Source organism: Pseudomonas sp. QTF5, from assembly GCF_000512695.2.
GTDB lineage: Bacteria > Pseudomonadota > Gammaproteobacteria > Pseudomonadales > Pseudomonadaceae > Aquipseudomonas.
In genome coordinates this window covers 1-22431 of the sequence record NZ_AZRW02000001.1, presented here as the reverse complement: position 1 = coordinate 22431, position 22431 = coordinate 1, and the positions used below count along the sequence as shown (strand labels likewise).

At 57.1% G+C, this 22431-nt stretch carries 18 protein-coding genes and 3 pseudogenes; 14 read left to right on the top strand and 7 right to left on the bottom strand.

All coding sequences use genetic code 11. From position 1 onward, the window contains the following. The first annotated feature begins 58 nt into the window (after nucleotides 1-58). On the top strand, nucleotides 59-877 hold the full coding sequence (locus tag IC37_RS00115; protein ID WP_033864923.1) for an aldo/keto reductase: 819 nt from the start codon (nucleotides 59-61) through the stop codon (nucleotides 875-877). Nucleotides 878-1026: 149 nt separating this feature from the next. On the opposite strand, the gene IC37_RS00110 is transcribed toward IC37_RS00115, so the two are convergent. From IC37_RS00110 to IC37_RS00095, 3 genes are all read right to left on the bottom strand, one after another. Then, complete coding sequence (locus IC37_RS00110) at nucleotides 1027-2847, bottom strand: DAHL domain-containing protein (RefSeq protein WP_030131052.1); 1821 nt, start codon at nucleotides 2845-2847, stop codon at nucleotides 1027-1029. Between the two features lie 163 nt (nucleotides 2848-3010). Continuing rightward, on the bottom strand, nucleotides 3011-4837 hold the full coding sequence (gene ftsH / locus IC37_RS00105) for an ATP-dependent zinc metalloprotease FtsH (RefSeq protein WP_030131053.1): 1827 nt from the start codon (nucleotides 4835-4837) through the stop codon (nucleotides 3011-3013). A 429-nt stretch (nucleotides 4838-5266) separates the two neighbouring features. Next, on the bottom strand, nucleotides 5267-6163 hold the full coding sequence (locus IC37_RS00095; protein WP_030131054.1) for a DMT family transporter: 897 nt from the start codon (nucleotides 6161-6163) through the stop codon (nucleotides 5267-5269). 88 nt (nucleotides 6164-6251) lie between these two features. On the opposite strand from IC37_RS00095, the gene IC37_RS00090 reads away from it, so the two are divergent. Then, nucleotides 6252-7583 (top strand): PLP-dependent aminotransferase family protein, encoded by a 1332-nt coding sequence (locus IC37_RS00090; protein WP_030131055.1) that lies wholly within the window; start codon nucleotides 6252-6254, stop codon nucleotides 7581-7583. Here IC37_RS00090 and IC37_RS00085 read toward each other — a convergent pair. Further along, the gene (locus IC37_RS00085) at nucleotides 7574-8452 is read right to left on the bottom strand and encodes a LysR substrate-binding domain-containing protein (protein ID WP_030131056.1); all 879 of its coding nucleotides are present in this window, start codon (nucleotides 8450-8452) and stop codon (nucleotides 7574-7576) included. The genes IC37_RS00090 and IC37_RS00085 overlap by 10 nt on opposite strands. A 117-nt stretch (nucleotides 8453-8569) precedes the next feature. On the opposite strand from IC37_RS00085, the gene IC37_RS00080 reads away from it, so the two are divergent. The 7 genes from IC37_RS00080 (at nucleotide 8570) to IC37_RS00050 (ending at nucleotide 15222) form a co-directional block, all read left to right on the top strand. Next, on the top strand, nucleotides 8570-8995 hold the full coding sequence (locus IC37_RS00080) for a VOC family protein (protein WP_008013629.1): 426 nt from the start codon (nucleotides 8570-8572) through the stop codon (nucleotides 8993-8995). A 113-nt stretch (nucleotides 8996-9108) separates the two neighbouring features. Beyond that, on the top strand, nucleotides 9109-10368 hold the full coding sequence (locus IC37_RS00075; protein ID WP_030131057.1) for a cation:dicarboxylate symporter family transporter: 1260 nt from the start codon (nucleotides 9109-9111) through the stop codon (nucleotides 10366-10368). A 164-nt stretch (nucleotides 10369-10532) separates the two neighbouring features. Next, entirely contained in the window at nucleotides 10533-10913 is a 381-nt protein-coding gene (locus IC37_RS00070) for a nuclear transport factor 2 family protein (RefSeq protein WP_030131058.1), read from the top strand. A 201-nt stretch (nucleotides 10914-11114) separates the two neighbouring features. Next, nucleotides 11115-11684 (top strand): YceI family protein, encoded by a 570-nt coding sequence (locus IC37_RS00065; RefSeq protein ID WP_030131059.1) that lies wholly within the window; start codon nucleotides 11115-11117, stop codon nucleotides 11682-11684. Nucleotides 11685-11756: 72 nt separating this feature from the next. Continuing rightward, nucleotides 11757-12467 carry a GNAT family N-acetyltransferase gene (locus tag IC37_RS00060; protein ID WP_030131060.1) on the top strand — a complete coding sequence of 237 codons (711 nt, stop codon included), beginning with the start codon at nucleotides 11757-11759 and terminating at the stop codon, nucleotides 12465-12467. Between the two features lie 314 nt (nucleotides 12468-12781). Further along, nucleotides 12782-14428, top strand: a complete 1647-nt coding sequence (gene mqo / locus IC37_RS00055) for a malate dehydrogenase (quinone) (RefSeq protein WP_030131061.1) — start codon at nucleotides 12782-12784, stop codon at nucleotides 14426-14428. Nucleotides 14429-14724: 296 nt separating this feature from the next. After that, nucleotides 14725-15222 carry a GNAT family N-acetyltransferase gene (locus IC37_RS00050; RefSeq protein ID WP_030131062.1) on the top strand — a complete coding sequence of 166 codons (498 nt, stop codon included), beginning with the start codon at nucleotides 14725-14727 and terminating at the stop codon, nucleotides 15220-15222. Between the two features lie 158 nt (nucleotides 15223-15380). Here IC37_RS00050 and IC37_RS00045 read toward each other — a convergent pair whose 3' ends face one another. Beyond that, nucleotides 15381-15947 (bottom strand): nucleotidyltransferase family protein, encoded by a 567-nt coding sequence (locus IC37_RS00045; protein WP_033864924.1) that lies wholly within the window; start codon nucleotides 15945-15947, stop codon nucleotides 15381-15383. Between the two features lie 191 nt (nucleotides 15948-16138). On the opposite strand from IC37_RS00045, the pseudogene IC37_RS00040 reads away from it, so the two are divergent. Next, a pseudogene (locus tag IC37_RS00040) lies at nucleotides 16139-16471 on the top strand (integrase); the annotation flags it as partial. A 160-nt stretch (nucleotides 16472-16631) separates the two neighbouring features. On the opposite strand, the gene IC37_RS00035 reads toward IC37_RS00040, so the two are convergent. Continuing rightward, nucleotides 16632-18020 carry an amino acid permease gene (locus IC37_RS00035; RefSeq protein WP_033864918.1) on the bottom strand — a complete coding sequence of 463 codons (1389 nt, stop codon included), beginning with the start codon at nucleotides 18018-18020 and terminating at the stop codon, nucleotides 16632-16634. Nucleotides 18021-18216: 196 nt separating this feature from the next. Here IC37_RS00035 and IC37_RS00030 point away from each other — a divergent pair, with 196 nt between their 5' ends. Together IC37_RS00030 and IC37_RS00020 are read left to right on the top strand one after the other, a co-directional pair. Further along, on the top strand, nucleotides 18217-18747 hold the full coding sequence (locus IC37_RS00030; RefSeq protein WP_256580592.1) for an Lrp/AsnC family transcriptional regulator: 531 nt from the start codon (nucleotides 18217-18219) through the stop codon (nucleotides 18745-18747). Between the two features lie 365 nt (nucleotides 18748-19112). Further along, nucleotides 19113-20012, top strand: coding sequence for a DMT family transporter (locus IC37_RS00020; RefSeq protein WP_030131066.1), 900 nt, complete (start codon nucleotides 19113-19115; stop codon nucleotides 20010-20012). Nucleotides 20013-20268: 256 nt separating this feature from the next. Here the strand turns inward: IC37_RS00020 and IC37_RS00015 are convergent, their stop codons facing one another. Continuing rightward, entirely contained in the window at nucleotides 20269-20931 is a 663-nt protein-coding gene (locus tag IC37_RS00015) for an NADPH-dependent F420 reductase (protein ID WP_030131067.1), read from the bottom strand. Nucleotides 20932-21031: 100 nt separating this feature from the next. On the opposite strand from IC37_RS00015, the pseudogene IC37_RS00010 reads away from it, so the two are divergent. Further along, nucleotides 21032-21928, top strand: a pseudogene (locus IC37_RS00010) (LysR family transcriptional regulator). Nucleotides 21929-22080: 152 nt separating this feature from the next. After that, nucleotides 22081-22431: pseudogene (locus tag IC37_RS00005) on the top strand (zinc-binding dehydrogenase); the annotation flags it as partial.

Sequence of the window (22431 nt, the reverse complement as noted above, 5' to 3'; positions counted from 1 at the left end):
CACCTTCGATCCGGCCTTTGCCGCATCGGCGCCGTCGACGGAAACAGGAGGCAAGAACATGCTGACCCGAGCCATTCCTTCCAGCAACGAGCCGTTACCCATGGTCGGGTTGGGCACGTATCGCGGCTTTGATGTCGCGCCTTCCGACGCGGCCTACAAGCAACTGCCCGCCGTGCTCATCGCGTTGTTCGAGAAGGGCGGCACGGTGATCGACAGCTCGCCCATGTACGGTCGCGCCGAGCAGACCACCGGTGAACTGCTGTCGATTCATCGGCCGCGCTCGCCGGCCTTTCTGGCCACCAAGGTCTGGACCCAGGGTCGCGAAGAAGGCATCGCGCAGATGGAGCAGTCGTTCAAGCTGTTGCAGACCGACCGTATCGATCTGATGCAGATTCACAACCTGCTGGACTGGAAAACCCACCTGCCGACCCTGCGCCAATGGAAGGCAGAAGGGCGCATCCGCTACATCGGCATCACCCATTACACCGCGTCGGCCTACGACGAAGTGGAGGCCGTGTTGAAAGCCGAGCCGCTGGACTTTTTACAGATCAACTACGCCCTGGACGACCGCGGCGTCGAGAAACGAATCCTGCCGCTGTGTCGCGAACGCGGTGTGGCGGTGATCTGCAATCGGCCTTTCGGCGGCGGTGGTTTGCTGGCTCGATTGAAAGGCAAACCGCTGCCGGGATGGGCTGCGCAAGTGGGGGTCAATAGCTGGGCGCAACTGGCGCTCAAGTTCCTGCTGGCTCATCCGGCGGTGACCTGTGTCATCCCCGGCACGAGCAACCCGCGCTACATGGCGGAAAACGCCGGTGCAGGTTTCGGCCCGATGCTGACGGATGCGCAGCGGCAACAGTTGATGGCTCTGATTGGTTAGTCGTATTTTGGCGGGGCGACTAATGCCAGTGAGTAAAACCACAATCCCTGTGGGAGCGGGCTTGCTCGCGAAGGCGGTGTGTCAGGCAACATTAATATCGACTGACACGCCCTCTTCGCGAGCAAGCCCGCTCCCACAGGTTTTGCGACTTAACTAACTGACATTCCGGCTGCCGGCAATGCATGCGCTGTCTCCAGCGGTATGTCCAAGGTGAAAACCGCTCCCTGGCCGGGTCCATCGCTATGGACGCGCAGGTGCCCGTTCATCTCTACCGCCGCGAGCGCACAACTGTGCAAGCCAAAACCATGACCTTCCTTGCGCGTGGTGAAGCCGTGATTGAAGATGCGGGTCATGTTCTCGGCAGCAATTCCTTCGCCCTGATCCTCTACGCTGAGGCGCAGCGTTGCGTTATCGATAATCTTCACGCCCAGGGTCATGTGGCGCTGACGGTCGCTGACCTTGGACATTGCATATTTGGCATTGCTGATCAGGTTGATCAGGATCAACAGCAGTCGGTGTTTGTCGCCAATGATGGTCGGCGTGTCCTGGTAGTCCTTGGTGACGACGACATGGTGCCGACTCAAGGCGCCGGAATTCATGCGTAACGCATCCTCGAACAGATCGACGACGTTCAACGGCTCGACCAGCCTGGCGGCACCGGCATAGGCTTGTTGGGTGGCTACGATGTCCTTGATGTGATCGATGCTTTTGGTCAGTTGCGCCAGTTCGTCAACGATGCTCGATTGCTCGGCCGCGATGGAGTCGACCAGTTGATTGAGGTAAATGGGAAGCAGTTTGCCTTTTTCATCGCACGCCATGAACTGCCCCAGGTCTTCGGCATGCTCGTTCATCATGTTCACCGCTTTACCCAGGCCCAGGGTTTTACTGGCCGCCAATTTGCGGGTGATCAAATCTGCCGAGACGTTAACGCTGTTCAGCACATTGCCGACGTTGTGCAGCACATTGGTGGCGACCTCTGCCATACCGGCCATCCGCGCGGCTTCGACCAACTCGCGCTCGGCTTCCAGCAGTTCGCGGGTGCGTTCCTCGACGCGTTGCTCCAGGCGCTCGTTTGCTGTCTGTAATGCATTGTTCATCTTGTTGATCACGGCATAACTGCGAATCAGGCGGGCGGCCAGGTACAACAACAGCAGCGCCATGATGCCGGCGCAGATGCCCAGGTAAAGGTGGTATTGGCGGTCTGTCGCGCTGGTGCGCCGTTGTGTTTCGTTCAATAACTCATTGATGCTGTCCAGTTGCTGTGCGACCGGAATCACACTGATGCGATCAACCAAGTCATTGACGATGGGCTGCTCTCGAACAATGGCATTCACAGCGCCTACAAATGCAGTGAAAGGCGGGCGCTGTTCCGGCAGCAGTTGATTGACGTATTCATTCAGATTTTTCAGATGTTCGGCGATTTCCTCAGCCATTTCGCTGGAGACATTGAGGGCGTATTCAAAGGTATCCAACGTAACATCGAACACCAGTGAGGCCGCCGCAGCATGCAGCAACGGGGGTTTGTCGTTGAAGTCTTCCCGCAGCGCCTGAATGCCATCTTCCAGCTCAGGCAGGGCATCGAGTGAAGTTCGCAGCACGGTGTTGTGCTGTTTGAATTGTTCAACCAACCGGGTTTTGTTTTCTACCGCATCCAGATAACCCTGCCGTCGAGATTGCCAAAGGGTCGAAAACGGGCCGACGGCGTTAAGGCTATCGAGCTGCGCCCATCGCTGTTCTGCTTCAGGATGCGCCACCAGAAGCAAATTGTTGTTCATGCCGATTTTTGCTCTCAGAACCTTCCCGTTCCAAGTGGCATCGAACTGTTTGAGTTGGCGAACAAAGTCGCGCGATTCGAAGTAGGACGAAGTATCGTACGAGTAGGATTTGATCAGCAAAAATATCAATACGCTGAAAAGGGCAAGCGCAATGACGCCCAAGGCAGACCATTTGTAATGATTGGAAAGCTTCATTGCGGCATTCCTCCCTGGGCCATCCTGAGAGAGAGGTTTTGCCAACGGTTAATGATTTCCATTTTTGCGCTCCCTGCAAAATGGCGATAATCACCACATTGTTTGTAAGCCTAGCGTTGTTGGCGAACAGTGTCGGAAAAACATTGAAAGGGGATTCGTGGCGTCACGGTCGCGGTAATGCCGGGGCAGGCTTGAGCGGCAGCAGAGGCGGGAATTCCTCGGGCGTGAGGGTTTCCTTCTCCAGCAACAGGCGGGCCCCCTCATCCAGGTCGGCTCGCCGACTTTCCAGCAATGCCTTGGCCCGTTGGTAGGCTTCATCGAGCAGGGCGCGAATAGCCAGATCGATTTCCCGGGCGGTCTGTTCCGAATAGTCCTTATCACCCAACGTGGCCATGCGATCCCCCAGGTACGTTGGGGTTTGCCGCTCCAGCACCGACTGTCCGAGTTCGGCGCTCATGCCGAACCGGGTGATCAGTTGCCGGGCGATATCGGTCGCGCGGCCCAGATCATCGGCGGCCCCGGTGGAGATCTGGCCATAGACAAGGTCCTCGGCGGCGCGCCCGGCCATCAGCACGACAATCCGGTCCTTGAGCGTCTGACAACTGATCAGGAAATGATCCTCGGTCGGTCGCTGCAGGGTATAGCCGAGCGAGCCGATGGCGCGGGGCACGATCGACACTTTATGCACCGGATCCATCGCCGGCAGCGTGCTGGCGGCCAGGGCATGCCCCATTTCGTGATAGGCCACCACCCGGCGCTCGTCGGGATCGAGCAGGTTGCTCTTGCGTTCGAGCCCTGCGATGAGGCGTTCTACTGCCGCGGTAAAATCGTCCAGATTGACCGCTTCGGCGCCGCGACGGGTGGCGACGATGGCCGCTTCGTTAACCAGGTTGGCGAGGTCGGCGCCGGTGAAGCCAGTGGTGATCTCGGCAATACGCGCACCATCGAGCCCTGGCTCCACGATGATTTTCTGCAGATGAACCTTAAGGATTGCCTCCCGCCCTTTGCGATCGGGGCGGTCGATCACAATCTGCCGGTCGAAGCGGCCGGCCCGCAACAACGCCGGATCGAGAACCTCCGGCCGGTTGGTCGCGGCCAGCAATACGACGCCCTCACGGGGATCGAAGCCGTCCAGCTCGGCCAGTAACTGGTTGAGGGTCTGTTCTTTTTCGTCATTGCCACCCAGCGTACCGACGCCGCGCATCTTGCCCAGCGCGTCGAGTTCATCGATGAAGATGATGCAGGGCGCCGCCTGCCGTGCCTGTTCGAACAGGTCGCGGACCCGGGCCGCACCGACGCCGACAAACATCTCGACGAACTCGGACCCCGAGATCGAGAAAAACGGCACCCCGGCTTCACCGGCGATAGCTTTGGCCACCAGGGTTTTGCCGGTGCCCGGCGGGCCGACCAGCAAGGTGCCCTTGGGAATGTGCGCGCCCAGGCGTGCGTATCGGGCCTTGTCCTTGAGGAACGAGACGATTTCCACCAGTTCGGCCTTGGCTTCGTCGATGCCCGCGACATCGGCGAAGGTCACTCCGGTGTCGCGTTCGACAAACACCTTGGCCCGGGACTTGCCGACATTCATCAGCCCGCCCAGGCCTTGTTTGTCCGCCATCCCCCGAAACAAAAAATTCCAGAACACCATGAGCAGGATAAACGGCAACAACCAGCCCAACAGACTGTTCATAAAGGTGTTTTCGGTGGTCCCGGTAAAACCGACGCCCGACTGGGACAGTTCGCTCGCCAGCGCCGGGTCGACCCGCACTGTGGAGAACCGCTCGCGTCCGTCGATGGGCTCTTGCAACTTGCCGCTGATCTGGTCCTTGTCGATCCGCAAATCACTGACTTTTTGCTCGTTCAGCAGTTGCAGGAATTGGCTGTACGGGAGGGGCTGCACCGCCTGGCGCTCGCCAAAGAATATCTGCATCAGGCTCAGCACGATAAAAGCGATTGCGAAGTAGGACAGGTTCCACTGTTCGTTCTTTTTCATGGCCTTGGCTCAGCGTGAGAACGCAGGGTCGTTCATAACGAGCCGCGACCGTCTAATTGCCGGTCAGTTAAGAAACGAAACCTGTGGGAGCGGGCTTGCTCGCGAAAGCGGTGTGTCATTCAACATTGATGCTGGCTGTCCCGCCGCCTTCGCGAGCAAGCCCGCTCCCACATGGATTAACTGACTGGCATTAACCGCGCCCGCCCGGTTATTTTTTTGACCACATAAAAAAAGCCCCGTGCCGGCTTCCCGACAAGGGGCTTTTTTTGCGCGAAGGACTGTCTCGGATTCAACTGGATTTGATCTGCACCTTTTTGTCCGCGTTCATGGTTTCGGGCTTCTTCGGCAGCGAAATACTCAGCACGCCAAAAGGGTAGCCTTCCTGCCACCCCGAAGCCGACCACCAGTCGGTTTCTGACCGTGAGCGGTCTACTTCGAGAACTTTCGTGCACCAACCACGCAAAGGATCACCGCAACGGTCACACCCAGCATGCCAAGGCTGACTTGCTCATGCAGCAGTGTGGCTGCCAGCGCCAGGCCAAAAAATGGTTGTAGCAGCTGAAGCTGACCGACGGCGGCAATTCCGCCCTGGGCCAGCCCGCGGTACCAGAACACGAAACCGAGAAACATGCTGAACAGCGAGACGTAAGCCAGGCTGAACCATGCGGTCGGGGTGATTCCCGAGAGCGAAGGCGGGGCCAGGAACCAGGTCAGCGGCATCATGACGGGCAACGACAGCACCAAGGCCCAGGAAATCACCTGCCAGCCGCCCAGTGTTCTTGAAAGCTTCGCGCCTTCTGCATAGCCCAATCCGCAGGCGAGGATGGCCAGCAACATCAGGATGTCCCCCGCAGGAGAGGCGGTCAGGCCTTGGGAGACGGCAAACCCCACCACCAGCAGGCTTCCCAGCACCGAGAAAAACCAGAAAACCGGCCGGGGCCGCTCGCCACCGCGCCAGACACCGAACGCTGCGGTGGCGAGTGGCAACAGGCCAACGAAGACGATGGAATGCGCGGACGTCACATATTGCAGCGCCAACGCGGTCAACAGCGGAAACCCCAAAACAACGCCGAGCGCCACGATTGCCAGGGAGAAAAGCTGACTTTTGGCCGGCCGTTTTTCGTTGAAAAGCAGCAGCATGCACAGCGCCAGAATAGCCGCGATGCTGGCCCGGGCAACGGTCAAGAAGACTGGGTCAAATTCCAGAACGGCCACTCGTGTCGCCGGCAGCGAGCCGCTGAAGATGAGCACGCCGATGAACCCGTTGAGCCATCCGCTCGCGGTCTTTTCCGTGGTGTGGTGTTGCAGGTTCGATGTGCGTTCCATTGAGGATCCCCTTTATGCAGGTTGCATGGGAGGCATCGTATAAACGAAACTCAATACAATCAAAATATTGTCATGGATACACTTGCACATGCCTCGTTCCCGCTACAAATCACTGGTGGATGCATTTGCGGCGGATATCCGTTCCGGACGATTGTTGCCGGGCACGCGTTTGCCGACGCACCGTCAGTTGGCGGCAACCGAAGGGCTGGCTCTGGTGACCGCAACCCGGGTTTATGCGGAGCTTGAAGCCATGGGCCTGGTCAGCGGGGAAGCGGGGCGGGGGACGTTCGTCAGGGAAACCTCGTGGTCGCCTAACCAGGCAATCGACCAGCATGCCGTTGCCGCTGGCATGACCGACCTGAACTTCAACTATCCAGCGCTTCCCGGGCAGGCAGAACTGTTGCGCAATGCCCTGCGCCAGCTCGCAGCGGCCGGCGATCTGGAATCGCTGCTGCGCTACCAGCCACACGCCGGGCGCCCGCATGAACGCGCCTCTGTGGCGCGCCATCTGCGCGTCCGGGGCCTGACGGTTGAGGCGGAGCAGGTGCTGATCGTCAACGGTGCCCAGCAGGGGCTAGCCGTGACGATGATGGCGCTGCTGCAACCCGGTGACGTGATTGCGGCGGATGCGTTGACCTATTCAGGATTCAAGGTCCTGGCCGACTCACTGCACCTTGAAATCGTGCCCATTCCAGTGCTCGATCACGGGCCTGATCTGCAGGCGCTGGAAAGCCTGTGCCGGCATAGACGCGTGCGGGCCGTGTACACGATGCCGACCCTGCACAATCCGCTGGGATGGGTGATGAGTACCGATCAACGCGAGTCTCTGGTGACGATTGCGCGCCGGCATGGGCTGCTAATCATCGAGGACGCCGCTTACGCCTTCCTGGCGGAAAATCCCCCCGCACCGCTGGCGGAACTCGCCCCCGAGAGGACGGTTTACGTGTCAGGGCTCTCCAAGAGTGTGGCTACCGGATTGCGCGTCGGCTTCGTCGTCGCCCCCCTCCAAAACGTGCCCGCGCTGGAGCGCACGATCAAAGCGACCACCTGGAATACCCCAGGCGTGATGACGGCGATCGCCACGACATGGCTCGACGACGGCACCGTCATGCAACTGGAAGCTGAAAAACGCCGGGACGCGCAAGCGAGGCAAGTCGTGGCCGGCGAGGTACTGGCGGGACTGCGGTTCATTCGCCATCCATCGTCGTATTTTCTTTGGCTGCCGTTGTCGGAAGACGCAAGGGCCGACCAGATCGCCATGGCGTTGATGCGCGAAAATGTGTCGGTTTCCACCGCCGAACCGTTTGCCACTTCGGCCAATGTCCCGCATGCGTTTCGCCTGGCGCTGGGCTCTGTGGAGATGGGCGCACTGCGCGAGGCGCTGGAAAAGGTGAAGTGGATGATTGGGGCTTATTCGTAACCGCTCTGAACCTGCTCAACGATCAGTTGGGCCAGTACCCGTACCGGTTCGGTAAAACTTTGCCGAGCCCGATGGACGAGACCGATATCACGATGGAAGGTGTGTTGCCCCAGGTCCAGCACGCGCACCCCGGCGGGCCAATCCTGATGGGTCGCCGTCTGCGGCACCAGCGCCACGCCGACGCCATTTTCGACCAGCTTGATAATGGCCTCCAGTTCATCCAGCTCGCACACTTCACGCAAGGTGAAATGCATTTGCCGCAAGAAACGATCGACCTGCCTGCCGCCAAAAGATGATCGGTCGTAGCGAATGAAAGGTTGGCTGGAAAGCAGTGCCGACCAGTCTTCTCCGGGCACATCACGCGGAACGATCAGCCGGTAGGGCTCAAGGGCCAGGGTCGTCCAGCGCAGATCGCTTTGCAGTGAGAAGGGCGGGCGAATGATCACCGCCATGTCGATCTCGCCGGCATCCACCAGGTTGACCAACTCCATCGACAGACCCGGGATCACACGGGTTCGGCATTGCGGACATTGTTGGTGAAATTTGGCGAGCGCATCCGGTAAGTACGAGCGCTGCACGGAAGCGATGGCGCCGATGTTCACCAGAACGCTGGCTGGCAGTCCAACCGTGGTGGACCCCAGATTGTCATAAAGGCGAAGCAACTCCTGCGCCTGCAGAAGTATCTGATGCCCCATTCTGTTCAGGTGAGCCGAGCGGCCCTTGCGGTCGAAAATCTGGAAACCCAACTCGGCCTCCAGACGTTGCATCTGGGCGCTCACGGCGGCCTGCGTCAGCCCGATCCTGTTGCCGGCAGCGGCAAAGGTGCCTTCCCGTGCGACGGCGATGAGTGTTTTCAGTTCTTTGATCATTCACAAATATTAATTGTGTTTCTAAGAAATATATATTGATTTTTTTGCTTGGTCTGCGGCTCTACGATTGGCTCCGTACTCAAAACAAAACCGATAACAACCTTGATTGGAGTTCCGATGAGCCTTTCTCCTTTTCACCTGGCGATCCCTGTTTATGACCTCGCGGCGGCACGCACCTTTTACGGTGAAGTGTTCGGGCTGCAAGAGGGTCGCTCCAGCACGCAGTGGGTCGACTTTGATTTCTACGGTCACCAACTGGTTATCCATGAACACCCCAAAACTGCTTCTCAGGAGAGCGTCCATAGCAATCCGGTAGACGGGCACGACGTCCCCGTTCCGCACTTCGGCATCATCCTGGAGTGGCAGCAGTGGGAGGCCCTGGCCGAGCGCCTGAAGTCCTTTGGTACCGAGTTTGTGATTGAACCCTACATTCGATTCAAGGGGCAGGTCGGCGAACAAGCCACCATGTTCCTGTTCGATCCGTGTGGCAACGCACTTGAGTTCAAGGCGTTCAAGGATATGAGCCAGCTCTTCGCCAAGTAATAGAAGTAATGGCACAACCTTGTTGTGCCATTCGATTTCAAGTGAGCTGGAAGCTCATGACTCTAGCAACTGCCATGTAACGCAGTCCTTTCATTCCAACAAGAAGGCTAGACATGAAACGTATCCCTTTGGTTTGGCAAATAGTTGCCGGGCTGTTGCTTGGCGTGCTCGTCGGTTGGTACTTCAATACACACCCGCAATATCAAGGCTGGATCAGTTCTGAAATCCTCAAACCCCTTGGCGATATTTTCATCAAGATGATGAAGATGGTCGTTGTTCCCATTGTGTTCTGTTGCATGATTCTGGGGATTGCCGGCGGCGGTGATAACAAGTCTTTTGGGCGCATGGGCGTCAAGTCGCTGGGGTATTTCTTCGCGATTACCGGACTGGCCATTGTGATGGGGCTGTGTTTCGCCAATATTTTCGAGCCCGGCACGGGCACCGATATTTCGGGCATTTCCCACAGCACCGCCTCGGTCAACATGGAGCCTTCGAAGGGCGCTCTCGTCATCCTGCAAAACATCGTTCCCGATAACGTTTTTGTCGCGATGTCGGAAGCGAAGTTGCTCTCGGTGCTGTTCTTCGCTGTGCTGTTTGGCCTGGCATTGAACTCGCTCCCCAAAGAGAAGAGCGCACCAGTGGTGGCGGTGGTTCAAGGCATTTCTGATGCCATGTTCAAGGTCGTCAGTATTGTCATGGCTTATGCACCGATCGGGGTATTTGGCATGATCGGCGCTACCGTGGCGACCTTTGGCTTTGCCTCGCTATTGCCTTTGCTCAAGTTGATCGGCGTGGTTTACCTGGCTCTGATTGTCTTTGCGCTGGTGGTGCTGGGCGGTATTTGCTACTTGATTGGCGAGAATATTTTCAAACTGATCAAGTATTTCCGTAATGAACTGATTCTGGCGTTCTCCAGCGCCGCATCGGCGTCGGTCATGCCGCAGCTGATGAGCAAGCTGGAACACTATGGCGTGCCGCGCCGTATCGTCAGTTTTGTGGTGCCGGTGGGTTACGCATTCAACCTGGATGGTGCGTCAATCTTCCTCGGTGTGGCGACGATTTTTGTCGCGCAACTCTATGGGATCGACCTGTCGCTGTCCCAGCAGATACTGCTGGTGGTGACGATGGTGCTGACGTCCAAAGGGGCCGCCGGGGTTCCCGGGTTCGCCATCATCATCCTGTCCGCCACCTTGGCATCGGCCGGTCTTCCACTGGAAGGGGTCGCACTGATTGCCGGCATCTTCCGGATTATCGACAGCGGCACCACCACCCTGAACGTGCTGGGCAATGCGATTGCACCCTTGGTCATCGCCAAGTGGGAAAAGGTCAGCATTGAGCCTTCAGGGGTTGCCCGGGTGGTGCAGAAAACCTGATCACCCTCCTCCAGTCAAACGCAATCCCTGTGGGAGCGGGCTTGCTCGCGAAGGCGTCATAACATTCAACATCGTTGTCGACTGTCAGTCCGCTTTCGCGAGCAAGCCCGCTCCCACAGGTTCCGTGCAATAACCCGTGTCAGTTACTTATCAGGAGTCATGCAATGAGCAGTCTTACTTACGTTCAGGAATACAACGCGATTGTCGACGTACTTAACCAGTACAACGAAGGTGGCGCGAAAGCCGACAGCGCACTGATGAAGCCCGCCTTCAACGAGCAGGCCACGATGTTTGGTGTCGATGGCGACAAGCTCGTCGGCGGCGCAATCCAGAATCTCTACGACGTCATCGACAACGCGTTCCGTCCATCCCCGGAAGCCAAAGCCGCCATCGTGCGCATCGACATCGTCGGCACGGCGGCCAGTGCGCGGGTCGATACCGACAACGTCTCGGGGTTCCGCTTCACCGACTTCTTCAACCTGCTGAAGGTAGAAGGCAAGTGGACCATCGTCAGCAAGATTTACCATACCCATCCGAGCGTCTGATCCTTCGGGTTGGTGGCACTACTGTTTGAAAAAACCAGGAAAGTCCTCAACGCCGAGGACTTTCCAATCAGTGTCAGCCTCGACAGATCGCATTTACCCCCGGACCTAGCGTAACCAACGATTATTTGCTTAAGTCCAGCTATCGCAGCCACGTCGGTGCGGTACTTCAATCCCTGAAGGGCGCTTCAACCGGAGAATCCCATGCCTCCTCGATTCCCGCGTTTCGCCGCATTGCTCGCCATCCTCCTGGTCGGCACTTTGCCCTGCGCCCACGCCGTCGAATACACCCAGGTCAATACCACCGCCAGCAAGATATCGTTCACCTATAACCAGTTCGGCACCAGGGCGTATGGCACCTTCGGCAAGTTCGACGCCACGCTCGATTTCGACACGGCGAACCCCACCGCGGCCCGCGCCACGCTGACCATCGACCTTGCCAGCATCGAAGCCGGGGGCAGCGATGCCAACAGTGAGCTGCAAAAGCCTGCCTGGTTCAACACGGCGAAGTATCCGGTGGCCACCTTTGAATCGACCGGGGTGAAAGCACTGGGCGACCACCGCTACTTGATCACCGGCAACCTCACGCTCAGGGGCATGACGCGCGAGTTGCAGGTGAAGGTGCTGTTGAAGCCGGAACATGCCATCGGGATCTTCGATGGCGACATCGTTGTGAAACGCAGGGACTTCAACATCGGGGAAGGGGAGTGGGGCGACAAGGTTGTCTCTAACGACATCAGCATCCGCTTCCGCATCGTCGCGCCCGAGCAGTGATTTTCCTGTGAGGGGCTCGATCTGTGACAATAGCGGGGCTGATGCTCAGCTTAACCCGGAGTCAACAACGCAATGCCCCAGCTCACCCACTTTGCCACGCCATGCCCAGAGCCCATCAACAGCCAGATCCTGCAGATGGTCGTCGACAACCTGACCGACATCAGCATGGTGGGCATCGCGCCGAGCAACCCGTTGTACAACGTGTATCAATACGCAGTGGGCTATGAGGTTCATCTCTACCTCGAAGCGCTCAGCGGCGCCAAAGGCATTGCTGTCGAATTGATCGTTGCAACGGATGACGAAGACCCCGAGACGGTCATCGGCTTTCTGCTGTACCTGCCAGTCAAGGACGATCCCGAGGCGTGCGGCGTGGCGTATATGGCGGTGCAGGCCAGTCATCGGCGGCGGGGCGTTGCCCGGGCGATGCTGCAAGACATGCTCGGCCGCTACCCGCATGCCGAACTGACCTGCACCGTTGCCAAGGTGCCCTGGTTTGAATCGATGGGCTTTCAAGTGTTGGACGTGCGCGGCACTCAAGTGCTGATGAACACCCGTGATCACGGCACTGAAGGCTTGATGGGCTTACTGGATGTCACATCAATCTACAGTTCTTTAGAGGTGCGGCAGATACATACGTATCTGCTGCAGAAACACGGCAAGCGGGCGATGATCGATGCAGAGAAGCAGCGCGACCGGCATCTCGACCAGATGACGCGCAACGCCAAGGCATTTGTGCTGGATCGTTTGAGCAAAGACGCCGATCGCGGACCCCGTCCCGACTAGACTGTTGAGTCCTTTCGGGCGCGCAGGCTGGTCGAGGCGTGATATTCTGTCGCATTAACTTGGTTTGACTTATTCGGTTCGTACGTCCACAGACGTCCGACAGAATCAATGTCGCTCAAGTAACTGAGCCAATAATGATAAAAATCAGTGCACGAGGGACATATAACTGAGGTCGATGGACACGTCGGCCTTGTGTGCCCACCTTCAAATCCTTGTAAGTGCAGGAACCCACGGCACGCTGCCTGCGTACCCGTACACCTGGGTTGCTCATGTTGAGGATTGGGGGCGGATGGCGTTTATCATAGGTGCTACAGATGTTTAAGAAACTGAACACGGCCCTGCTGGGGCTGGCTTTGTCGATGGGGATCACGTCCGTTCACGCGGAAGAGGCAAAGAAAGTCGATGTGCTGCTCATTGGCGGCGGCATCATGAGTGCAACGCTGGGTGTCTGGCTTAATGAGCTGGAACCTGGTCTGTCGATGGAAATGGTCGAGCGCCTCGACGGCGTCGCCCAGGAAAGCTCCAACGGCTGGAACAACGCCGGTACCGGTCACTCCGCCCTGGCCGAGTTGAACTACACCCCGGAAGACGACAAGGGCAACGTCCAGATCCCGAAAGCCGTTGAAATCAACGAAGCTTTCCAGATCTCCCGTCAGTTCTGGGCCTGGCAAGTTCAGCAAGGCGTGCTGAAGAACCCGCGTTCGTTCATCAACTCCACTCCGCACATGAGCTTTGTGTGGGGCGACGACAACATCAAGTTCCTGAAGAAGCGCTACGAAGCCCTGCAAGCGAGCCCGCTGTTCGCCGGCATGCAGTACTCCGAAGACCCGGCTGTCATCAAGAAGTGGGTTCCGCTGATGATGGAAGGGCGTGACCCGAACCAGAAAGTCGCGGCCACCTGGAGCCCGCTCGGTACCGACGTCAACTTCGGCGAGATCACCCGCCAGTTCGTCGCACACCTGCAAACCACGCCGAAGTTCGACTTGAAACTGTCTAGCGAAGTGCAAGACATCACCAAGAACGAAGACGGCACCTGGCGCGTCAGCTACAAAAACCTGAAAGACGGCACCAAAACCGAAACCGACGCCAAGTTCGTCTTCATCGGCGCGGGCGGCGGTGCACTGCACCTGCTACAGAAGTCCGGCATTCCTGAAGCCAAGGAATACGCAGGCTTCCCGGTCGGCGGCTCGTTCCTCGTGACCGAAAACCCGACCATCGCCGAGCAACACCTGGCCAAGGCCTACGGCAAAGCCTCCGTTGGCGCACCGCCAATGTCGGTTCCGCACTTGGACACCCGTGTTCTGGACGGCAAGCGCGTCATCCTGTTTGGCCCATTCGCGACCTTCAGCACCAAGTTCCTGAAAGAAGGTTCGTACCTGGACCTGCTGACCACCACGACCACGCACAACGTGTGGCCAATGACCAAGGTCGGCATCAAGGAATACCCGCTGGTCGAGTACCTTGCAGGCCAACTGATGCTGTCTGACGAAGACCGCCTCAACGCCCTGAAAGAATACTTCCCGAACGCCAAAGCCGAAGACTGGCGCCTGTGGCAAGCCGGCCAACGCGTGCAAATCATCAAGCGTGATGAAGCAGCGGGTGGCGTGCTGAAACTGGGCACCGAGATCGTTGCTTCTGCTGACGGCACCATCGCTGGTCTGCTGGGTGCATCGCCAGGCGCTTCGACTGCTGCACCGATCATGCTGACCGTGCTGCAGAAAGTGTTCAAGGACAAGGTTGCGACCCCAGCCTGGCAGGAAAAGCTGCACCAGATCGTGCCAAGCTATGGCACTCAACTGAACAGCAACCCTGTGAAAGTGGCTGAAGAGTGGGCTTATACCGCCAAGGTATTGCAGCTGACTCCACCGCCGGTGATTGGTCAGGTAGCGGCTCCGGCTGCTGCTCCGGCCGCTCCGGCTAAGGCGCCGAAGGCTAATGCTGCGACAGATATGGCTCTGTAACTAGAGGCCTTGTCAAAAGCCCACTGAACCGGTGACGGTCAGTGGGCTTTTTTGTGCGTGGGATTCAGTGAAGATGATTTGCGAGAATCGCCAAAAGGAGATGCTGTTGTGGCGAGGGAGCTTGCTGCCGTTGGGCTGCGGAGCAGCCCCAGCGCGTGATCAGCCGTTTGTTGACCCTGTCATCATTGGCGCTTTTGAAGGGAGATAATCAGCCATCCATACCAATAATTTCCCTCACCCTGCGCGAACCTTGGGATTCGGCTAGAGTGCTGATTCATGGAGCTTAGGGATATGCAATGAAACTGAACCACAGGCCAGTGAAGACAGACGACATTAAAACGATATGCGGCTTTCCTCAGAACGCTCAAGAGTTGTTTTTCATGTTTCCGAAAGCGCACTACCCGCTAACGGAAGCGCAATTGATCGCTGCGATCACCCAACGCTTCGACTCTACTGTCGTTGAGATCGATGGAGCCGTCGTCGGATTCGCCAATTTCTATCGAGCTGAACGCAATGGCGTTTGCTGTATCGGCAATGTCATCGTCTCGCCGACCGCTCGGGGCAAAGGCGTGGCCACGTTTATCGTAGAGACAATGACGTGTTTGGCATTCGAGCGCTATGAAGCCAACGAGGTGCAGATCTCCTGTTTCAACGAAAATACGGCTGGGCTGTTGCTCTATCCCAGGCTTGGGTTTGTGCCTTGTGCCATTGAGGAACGACCTTCGTTGGGAAACGGTCGATCAGCTCTCATACAAATGACGCAGGTTCGACCTAAACCTCATTGCCCAGCTTGAGAACGACTGGTAGCGCCAGACAATCAGGTTTTAGCATCTGCACTAGGTCGCCTGCTGCCCTTGGCGACGGTCAGCAATTGGCCAAAAGCGGTCCTTCAAAGCGGGCAATAAATCGGCGCTTGGCGACACAATCGTACTGGGAAGGTCTGCGATCTTTATCAAATGCTGGAATCAATAATCCTGAGCCAAGGCCAGCGAGCTTGATAACTTTTCGCCTTCTGAGCGAACAAGTCTGGCTTTGGATTTCTCGGGTTTATGCGGAGAATCCCTTGATGTGTGTCGCCTAGCCCATTGGGAGAGTAGATTTCGCCAGTGTCCACATCCAGACCAATGCACGTACCTGCAATCAGATATCGATCGATACCGTCTTTAGTTGAATCAAGCTGAGGATAGGACCCGCCAAATCGCTGGCTGTACCAAAGGTGAACGCGAGCCTGGTTCTTGATCTCGACATTTACATCAAGGTCCTGAAACAGACGCCGAACTGAATGGATAACCTCATCCTCGGCCTCCCAGGACAAATCATCATCGAAGTAAAAGACGTCGTAATCCTTCACTCCCCACGCTGGCGGCAGCCGCGACCGATGATTCCAAATGGCTTGGAACAAGCAACCAGCCGTAAGCATGCACTGACCTAAACCGAGCGCAGGCAAGCGTGAGGTGATTTCAGCGTTTATTGGATTGGCCATTGCCACCCGGACCAAATCTTCGACAGTCAATGTCATCTTCATGCTTTGAGATCGATCTAATTCTGGGGGTTGACGATACCTCAGTGGTACGCAAAATTCGCGAAATGACTGTGCTTCTCGCTCGCATACGGGGTTATCGCTGCCGGTTGCGAGCGGCAGTTAGGGGTCGGTTAGCGACCACCACGCACCGTGACTGATGCACTCTTGTCCTCCCTGGAGGACAAGACATGAAGATTATTGGTGCATACAGCCATCAGCCTTGGAACAAGGGAAAGCTTGTCGGGCAGAAAGCCCCGCTTCGAGTCAGAGATTTCTGGGCCATCCGGGTTAGACTCCAGCCCGCGGAGATGACACGGGATCTGGCCCTCTGTGTCGTCACGGGCCATCGTGATGCAGCAGAAAACTCAGCACCCAGCCCAGCTTGAAATCACTGAGCAAACCCGAACGGTTCTGGAAACCTGGATGCATCAGGCCCGCCTCCGGAGTGAGGACTTCTTGTTTCCGACCCGGTTGCACGGCTCAGATCATCTCTCCACCAGGAATACGCTCGAATAGTAAAAGACAGTATCACCAATCGATCAGCTACATTGACAGTCTTCCGGATATTGAATCACTCGGCCTGGCGGGAGTTCAGTCAGGTGCGCAACTGGAATGCAATTTCGCACCTGAAAACTATTGGAGGTTGATTGACACTCCAAAGAGACCTGACGAAATGCAGGATTAATGCAACAACGAGCGGCGCCTCGCATAGGCGAAGTAGATCACCAGGCCAATTGCCAACCACGCCCCAAATGCCAGCCAGGTCGTCAGCTTGAGGAAGGTCATCAAGGTTACGCAGAACGCGATGGCGAGCAACGGAACAACGGGCACGCCCGGGCATCTGAATGCGCGAGGGAGATCGGGTCGGGTCTTGCGCAATACGATCACTGCCACCGAGATCAGACTGAATGCGGCCAATGTACCGATGTTGATCAGCTCGGCGAGGACGTTCAGCGGAATCAGTGCCGAGATCAGCCCGAAGACTATTCCGACCATCCAGGTGGCGAAAAATGGGGTGCCGAATCGTGGATGAACCCTGGAAAGGCGCTGGGGAAGCAGTCCATCGCGCGACATCGCGTAGATGATCCTGGTTTGACCGTAAGCCATAACCAGAATGACAGTCGTCATGCCAACGATTGCGCCTAAATCAACGAACCCGGCAACCCAGCTTTCACCGGCATATTGCAATGCCAATGAGACTGGATGATCAACGCCAAGGAATTGGGCATAGGGCACGATGCCGGTCATGATCATTGAAACGGCAACGTACAACACCGCACAAACGGCCAAGGAACCGATAATACCGATGGGGAGGTCACGCGCCGGTTTTTTCACTTCTTCGGCGGCAGAAGAAACCGCATCGAAACCAATAAAAGCAAAAAACACCAAGGCCGAAGCACTCAAAATGCCCTGGCCACCAAAGGGAGCGAAAGGTTGCCAGTTAGCCGGCTGAACATGTCGCGCACCAACGGCTATGAAGAGCAGCACCACGGCGATTTTGATGATCACCATCACGTTGTTTACACGTGCCGATTCCTTGATGCCCATGGAAAGCATCCAGGTGATTGCCAGCATAATCACCAGCGCGGGTAGGTTGAACCAGGTTTCCACACCGGGCAAAGAGCCTGGAGCCGCCGTAAGCACAACCGGAAGACTCAGCCCAAATCCGCTCAGCAGGGACTGGAAGTAACCCGACCACCCAACAGACACAGCCGAGCTGGCCAGTCCGTACTCGAGCATCAGATCCCAGCCGATCATCCAGGCCACCAACTCTCCCAGCGTCGCGTAGCTGTAGGTGTAAATCGAGCCTGCTACCGGTACAGAGGAGGCGAACTCGGCATAACAGAGCGCTGCAAATGCACAGGCCAACGCCGCTATCAGGAATGAAACAGTGAGGGCCGGTCCCGCAGTCAATGCGCCGGTTCCGGTCAATACAAAGATGCCCGTCCCCACGATTGCACCGATACCAATCAGGACCAGATCCATCGGCCCCAGCACTTTTTTCAACCCGGCGGGAGCTCGGGCAGCAGCAATCATTGCGTCCAGGTCTTTTGTTCTGAAAATGCTCAATATTGCCTCCGTTGTTACTTATTTTTATTGTCAGAGCCAGTGGCTTGGTTGTCGGAAACGACAAGAAATTGTATTTCAGCGCCTCGAAAATTAGCTTTCGAAACGGGTCTGTATTTAATTATTTTTCAGACGTTAATTATCCAAAACGTGTTCTTTATGAAATTTCCTTTCTAATATTTGTCGTCTCTGGAAATGGATGCTTGATCAAGGACCTGCGGGATGGGGCCAACCGCCCTACCGCGTACTCATTGTTAAAGGGAGAGAACACATGGCGGAAATGGATAAGGTTGATCGTTCAATTCTGGAAATTCTGCAAATGAATGGTCGCCTGACGAACGCCGAGATCGCCGTTCGTGTTTGCCTGTCAGCGCCAGCCTGCTGGAAGCGCCTGAAGCGCCTGGAAGAGGAGGTGATTGTCGGGTATCACGCGCACCTGAACCCAAAGACCATGGGGCTGGGACTTTTTGCTTTCATCAGCGTCACCCTCGATAGCCACTCCGAGGACGCTATGGAGCATTTCGAAGCGGGCGTTCTGGCGCTGCCCAACATTATTGCCTGTCACAAAGTGTCGGGGAAATACGACTACCTCTTGCAGGTAGTCGTCAAAGACATGGAGGCCTTCCATGAACTCGCCATGCATCGCATACGTACGCTCGGCAATATCAAGGAAATGTACACCGGGTTTTCGCTCAAGGAGATCAAGCACTGCAATACCTTGCCACTGTAAGTGCCTGGACTTGCCCCTTATTCAGGACGAGTCAAGCACCACAAAAAAGCCCCGCCAAGAGATCCTGAGCGGGGCTTAATGAGATGGTCAGCCTGACCGGGAAGCCCAGCGAGTTTACGCTTTGCAGGGCTTTTCTCGTTTTCAGACGGTGGATCTCTCATGAATACGGTGACACTTCTCGGTATCGACATTGGCAAACACAGTTTTTCAGAACCTCAAGAAGGCCCACAGGATTCTGCTGGGCGATCCGGTTTATGCCACAATCAATGCCGGGTTTGACGGGATCTTTGTATCCTCGAACTTAGCGCCGTCGATGTGGGCCGGCATTCTATCTAACGACAAAGCAACGACAGGGACCGTCATCAATGCAATCCAGTTTCAGCAAAGGCGTCATGTTTGCACTCTCCGCCGCGGCATTGAACGCAACGATCGGTGTGCTTAGCAAAGTACTCATGAGTAATGGCTTCACTGCCAGCAGTGTGGCCGTCATCAAGACCCTGGTGGGTTGCATGCTACTTTCGATCCTATTGCTTTTCCTCAAGCGCCCGGCATCTACGGCCAAATGGACTCAGGCGGCAATCTGCGCCTTCCTTGGCATCTTCGTGCTGTTTCACTTCGAAACGTCCGCCTATCGGCATTACGCTGCGGCAGGTGTAGTGGTGGTGCTGATGGCCAGTGCCTCGATTTCCTCGATCATCCTGGGGCGCATTTTCCTCAAGGATGCCATCACCGCGAACGCGACCGTGGGCGCCGCACTGGCCATCGCCGGGATCGCGGTGATCTTTGGCGCCGACCTGCAACAGGGCTTTACCCTGCAAGGCGCTGCGCTTGCCTCCATGGCCGGCTGCGGTTATGGGGCCTTTTCGGTTGCCATGAAGCAAATGGGTGTGTCCGGGGGGCTGCACTTCACCCGGCAATTGCTTTTTTTTGGCAGCCTGTACCTGCTGATGCCAGCTGCGGCCGATGGTTTTGTGATCGGCGAGCTGTCGCCATTGGCGATCGCCGCACTGCTGGCGCTGGCCGCGCTGCCGACCATCCTCGGCTTCTTTTGCACCACCAAGGCCATCGAATATCTCAAGCCATCCCAAGTGCAGGCGCTGGAACTGACCGAGCCACTGTTCGCCGCGCTGCTGGCGTTTGTGGTGCTCCATGAAGTACCGCGCGAAAGCCTGTTCGCGGGTGCGGCACTGATCATCGTCGGGCTGTGTTTCTCCAATGAGCTGATCCGCTTGGGCAGTAAAGCCCCGGCCCCCACGACTGAGTGAGCGATTGACGGGGCCTTTGCTGGCATATTGGCTTCAACGCTCCCCGTCACTACCTTGCCGCCCCACTTTAATGGCAGGCTCGTGCTACCTCAGGATGAGAGCACCGTCGAACGGTGTGACCATGGAAGGGAATGACCATGCTGGTAATGGATGACCTGGTACAACCCGGTAAGACGGACCGGCAGTGAACGACCCAAAGCTGACGTTGTTCTCAGTCAGCTCCAAGTCTTCTCTGGATCCAGTCGGTTGTGGGTATTCAGCGGCGCCACGATCCCTCGGGCAATTCGACCTGCCGATGGGCCGCAGCCAAGGCAACCTTCAGCCCCTCTTTATCAAGCGGTATGCAGTAGGCGGGTTTAGCCCGTTCGAATCGCCAGCTTTCATCGAGGCTGCCCGCATCTGCCGCGTCGAATCCAATCTCGTCCAGCAACGTGATCACCAGCGCTTTCGCCGCCGGATCATCCGCCGCGATCGGCAGTGCGCGTCGGTCGGGCGCTGCTTTCGGGCGCGAGTCCTGCACCAGGTCCTGGGCGAGGATTGCATTGAACACCTTGACCACGCTGGAGTGGGGCAGATGCTCGGCGAGCAGGCGGCTGGTGGTGGTTTCGAATCGGTCGAGAGCGGCAATGTGACCGTCGCGTTCCGGGTAGTAATTGTTGGCATCCAGCACGGTTTTGCCCTCTAGCCACTTGGCCGGCACGCTTCGGTAATACTCAAAAGGAATGGCCACGAGTACAACTTCACCAAATTGTGCTGCGTCCTCGACAGTGCCGACCTGACTGCCAGGAATGCCACTGAGCACGCTGTTCATGGTCTGTGGCCCACGTGAATTGCTGAGCATCGCCTCGTGTCCCGCCGCGATGACCAATTGCGCTACTGCACGTCCGATGAAGCCTGCCCCAATAATGCCGATACGCATGTCCTTGCTCCGCTGGTTGGTAAGAAGAAACTATGATGATTGCCAACCAAGGGCAGATAAATAATCATCGGCTACTTAGTCTCGTTACCAGGAGTGTTGAATGATGGATCGCCTGACGAGCATGGGGCGTTTGTGATGGCGGCGGAGTCCGGCTCCTATGCCAGCGCCGCCGAGCGCTTGGGCCTATCGCCGCAGATGGTGGCCAAGCATGTTTCCGCGCTTGAGCAGCGGCTAGGTGCGCGGCTACTGAACCGTACCAACCCGACGCCAGAGCCTGACTGAGTTGGGCAGCGCTTACTACGAACGCTGTAAGCACATTCTGAGCGAGGCTCAGGCTGCCGACTCCCTTGCGCAGATCATGAACGACACCCCGCGCGGCAAACTGAGAATCAGCGCTCCCGTAACGTTCGGCTCCTATAGCCTCATGCCCTTTGTGACGGAGTTTTTGCGTCAACACCCGGAGGTTGAAATCGATCTGCATTTGACCGACCGCTTCGTCGATCTGGTGGAGGAGGGGTATGAAGTGGCTTTCAGGATTGGCCCATTGGCCGCATCCAGTTTGACCGCCAGGCCATTGGCGCCTTATCGATTGTTAGCCTGTGCGGCACCGAGCTATCTGACCGACCGCGGAGTGCCGCAAACACCGGGTGATCTGAAGAACCATGAGTGTCTGGGGTATGCCTACTGGTCCCGGCCGGCCGACCGCGAATGGGTATTCTGCAAAGGCTCGGCAGTTGAACGGGTGCAAGTGGGCAGTCGATTGCAGGTCAACGAGAGCAAAGCACTGTTGTCGGCAGCACTGGACGGGTTCGGGATTGTCCTTGGACCGGAAGACTTTCTTGAGCCCGCATTGCGCAGCGGCGGGTTAGTTCGACTGTTTGCTGACTACCAGGCATCGAGCCGACAAATGCATTTGCTCTACACGGCCAATCGTCAGAGAACAGCCAAACTCCGACGATTTATCGATGCTGCGCTCGCCCGCTTTGGTGCTCCTTGAGAAGGTTTTTTTAGTTGCCTCAGTCGCATTTACCTGTGATTGATCTCGGTCGCAGGCTACTGCTTCTTTGACTGTCCGTATATGGACTCCCCCTCATTGCAAGCCCCGTTGCTTTGGCGCCCGTGCCGACTGCACACGTATATTCGGCCTCTATTGCCGCGCTCACGGCGTGGTACTCACTGGTAGACTTTGGACAAATTCAGCCCGGGCAAACCGTGTTGGTTCAAGGCACTGGCGGTGTGTCCATATTTGCCGTGCAGATCGCTACTGCGCTTGGCGCGAAGGTGATCGCAACGTCGAGTAGCGACGAGAATCTGCAAGCCGTGAAGGGGCTGGGAGCCGTAGCGGGCGTCAACTACAGAACTACCCCGAACTGGGCAGACGAAGTGCTGAGGCTGACCGAAGGTAAAGGCGTGGATCTGCTGCTCGATGTGGCCGGTGCGGCGTTTTTCAAGGTAGTTGTCGCGTCAACCGTCCAGCTATGCCGCTCTTTTCTCGTCCTG

Bases quoted from the DNA above. Each gene is read 5' to 3' on its own strand.
- IC37_RS00045 (WP_033864924.1), bottom strand. From the start codon at position 15,947: ATGACATTGACTGTCGAAGATTTGGTCCGGGTGGCAATGGCCAATCCA.
- IC37_RS00095 (WP_030131054.1), bottom strand. From the start codon at position 6,163: ATGGAACGCACATCGAACCTGCAACACCACACCACGGAAAAGACCGCG.
- IC37_RS00050 (WP_030131062.1), top strand. From the start codon at position 14,725: ATGAAACTGAACCACAGGCCAGTGAAGACAGACGACATTAAAACGATA.
- mqo (WP_030131061.1), top strand. From the start codon at position 12,782: ATGTTTAAGAAACTGAACACGGCCCTGCTGGGGCTGGCTTTGTCGATG.
- IC37_RS00075 (WP_030131057.1), top strand. From the start codon at position 9,109: ATGAAACGTATCCCTTTGGTTTGGCAAATAGTTGCCGGGCTGTTGCTT.
- IC37_RS00080 (WP_008013629.1), top strand. From the start codon at position 8,570: ATGAGCCTTTCTCCTTTTCACCTGGCGATCCCTGTTTATGACCTCGCG.
- IC37_RS00110 (WP_030131052.1), bottom strand. From the start codon at position 2,847: ATGAAGCTTTCCAATCATTACAAATGGTCTGCCTTGGGCGTCATTGCG.
- IC37_RS00065 (WP_030131059.1), top strand. From the start codon at position 11,115: ATGCCTCCTCGATTCCCGCGTTTCGCCGCATTGCTCGCCATCCTCCTG.
- IC37_RS00020 (WP_030131066.1), top strand. From the start codon at position 19,113: ATGCAATCCAGTTTCAGCAAAGGCGTCATGTTTGCACTCTCCGCCGCG.
- IC37_RS00015 (WP_030131067.1), bottom strand. From the start codon at position 20,931: ATGCGTATCGGCATTATTGGGGCAGGCTTCATCGGACGTGCAGTAGCG.
- IC37_RS00060 (WP_030131060.1), top strand. From the start codon at position 11,757: ATGCCCCAGCTCACCCACTTTGCCACGCCATGCCCAGAGCCCATCAAC.
- ftsH (WP_030131053.1), bottom strand. From the start codon at position 4,837: ATGAAAAAGAACGAACAGTGGAACCTGTCCTACTTCGCAATCGCTTTT.
- IC37_RS00030 (WP_256580592.1), top strand. From the start codon at position 18,217: ATGCTTGATCAAGGACCTGCGGGATGGGGCCAACCGCCCTACCGCGTA.
- IC37_RS00070 (WP_030131058.1), top strand. From the start codon at position 10,533: ATGAGCAGTCTTACTTACGTTCAGGAATACAACGCGATTGTCGACGTA.
- IC37_RS00090 (WP_030131055.1), top strand. From the start codon at position 6,252: ATGCCTCGTTCCCGCTACAAATCACTGGTGGATGCATTTGCGGCGGAT.
- IC37_RS00115 (WP_033864923.1), top strand. From the start codon at position 59: ATGCTGACCCGAGCCATTCCTTCCAGCAACGAGCCGTTACCCATGGTC.
- IC37_RS00085 (WP_030131056.1), bottom strand. From the start codon at position 8,452: ATGATCAAAGAACTGAAAACACTCATCGCCGTCGCACGGGAAGGCACC.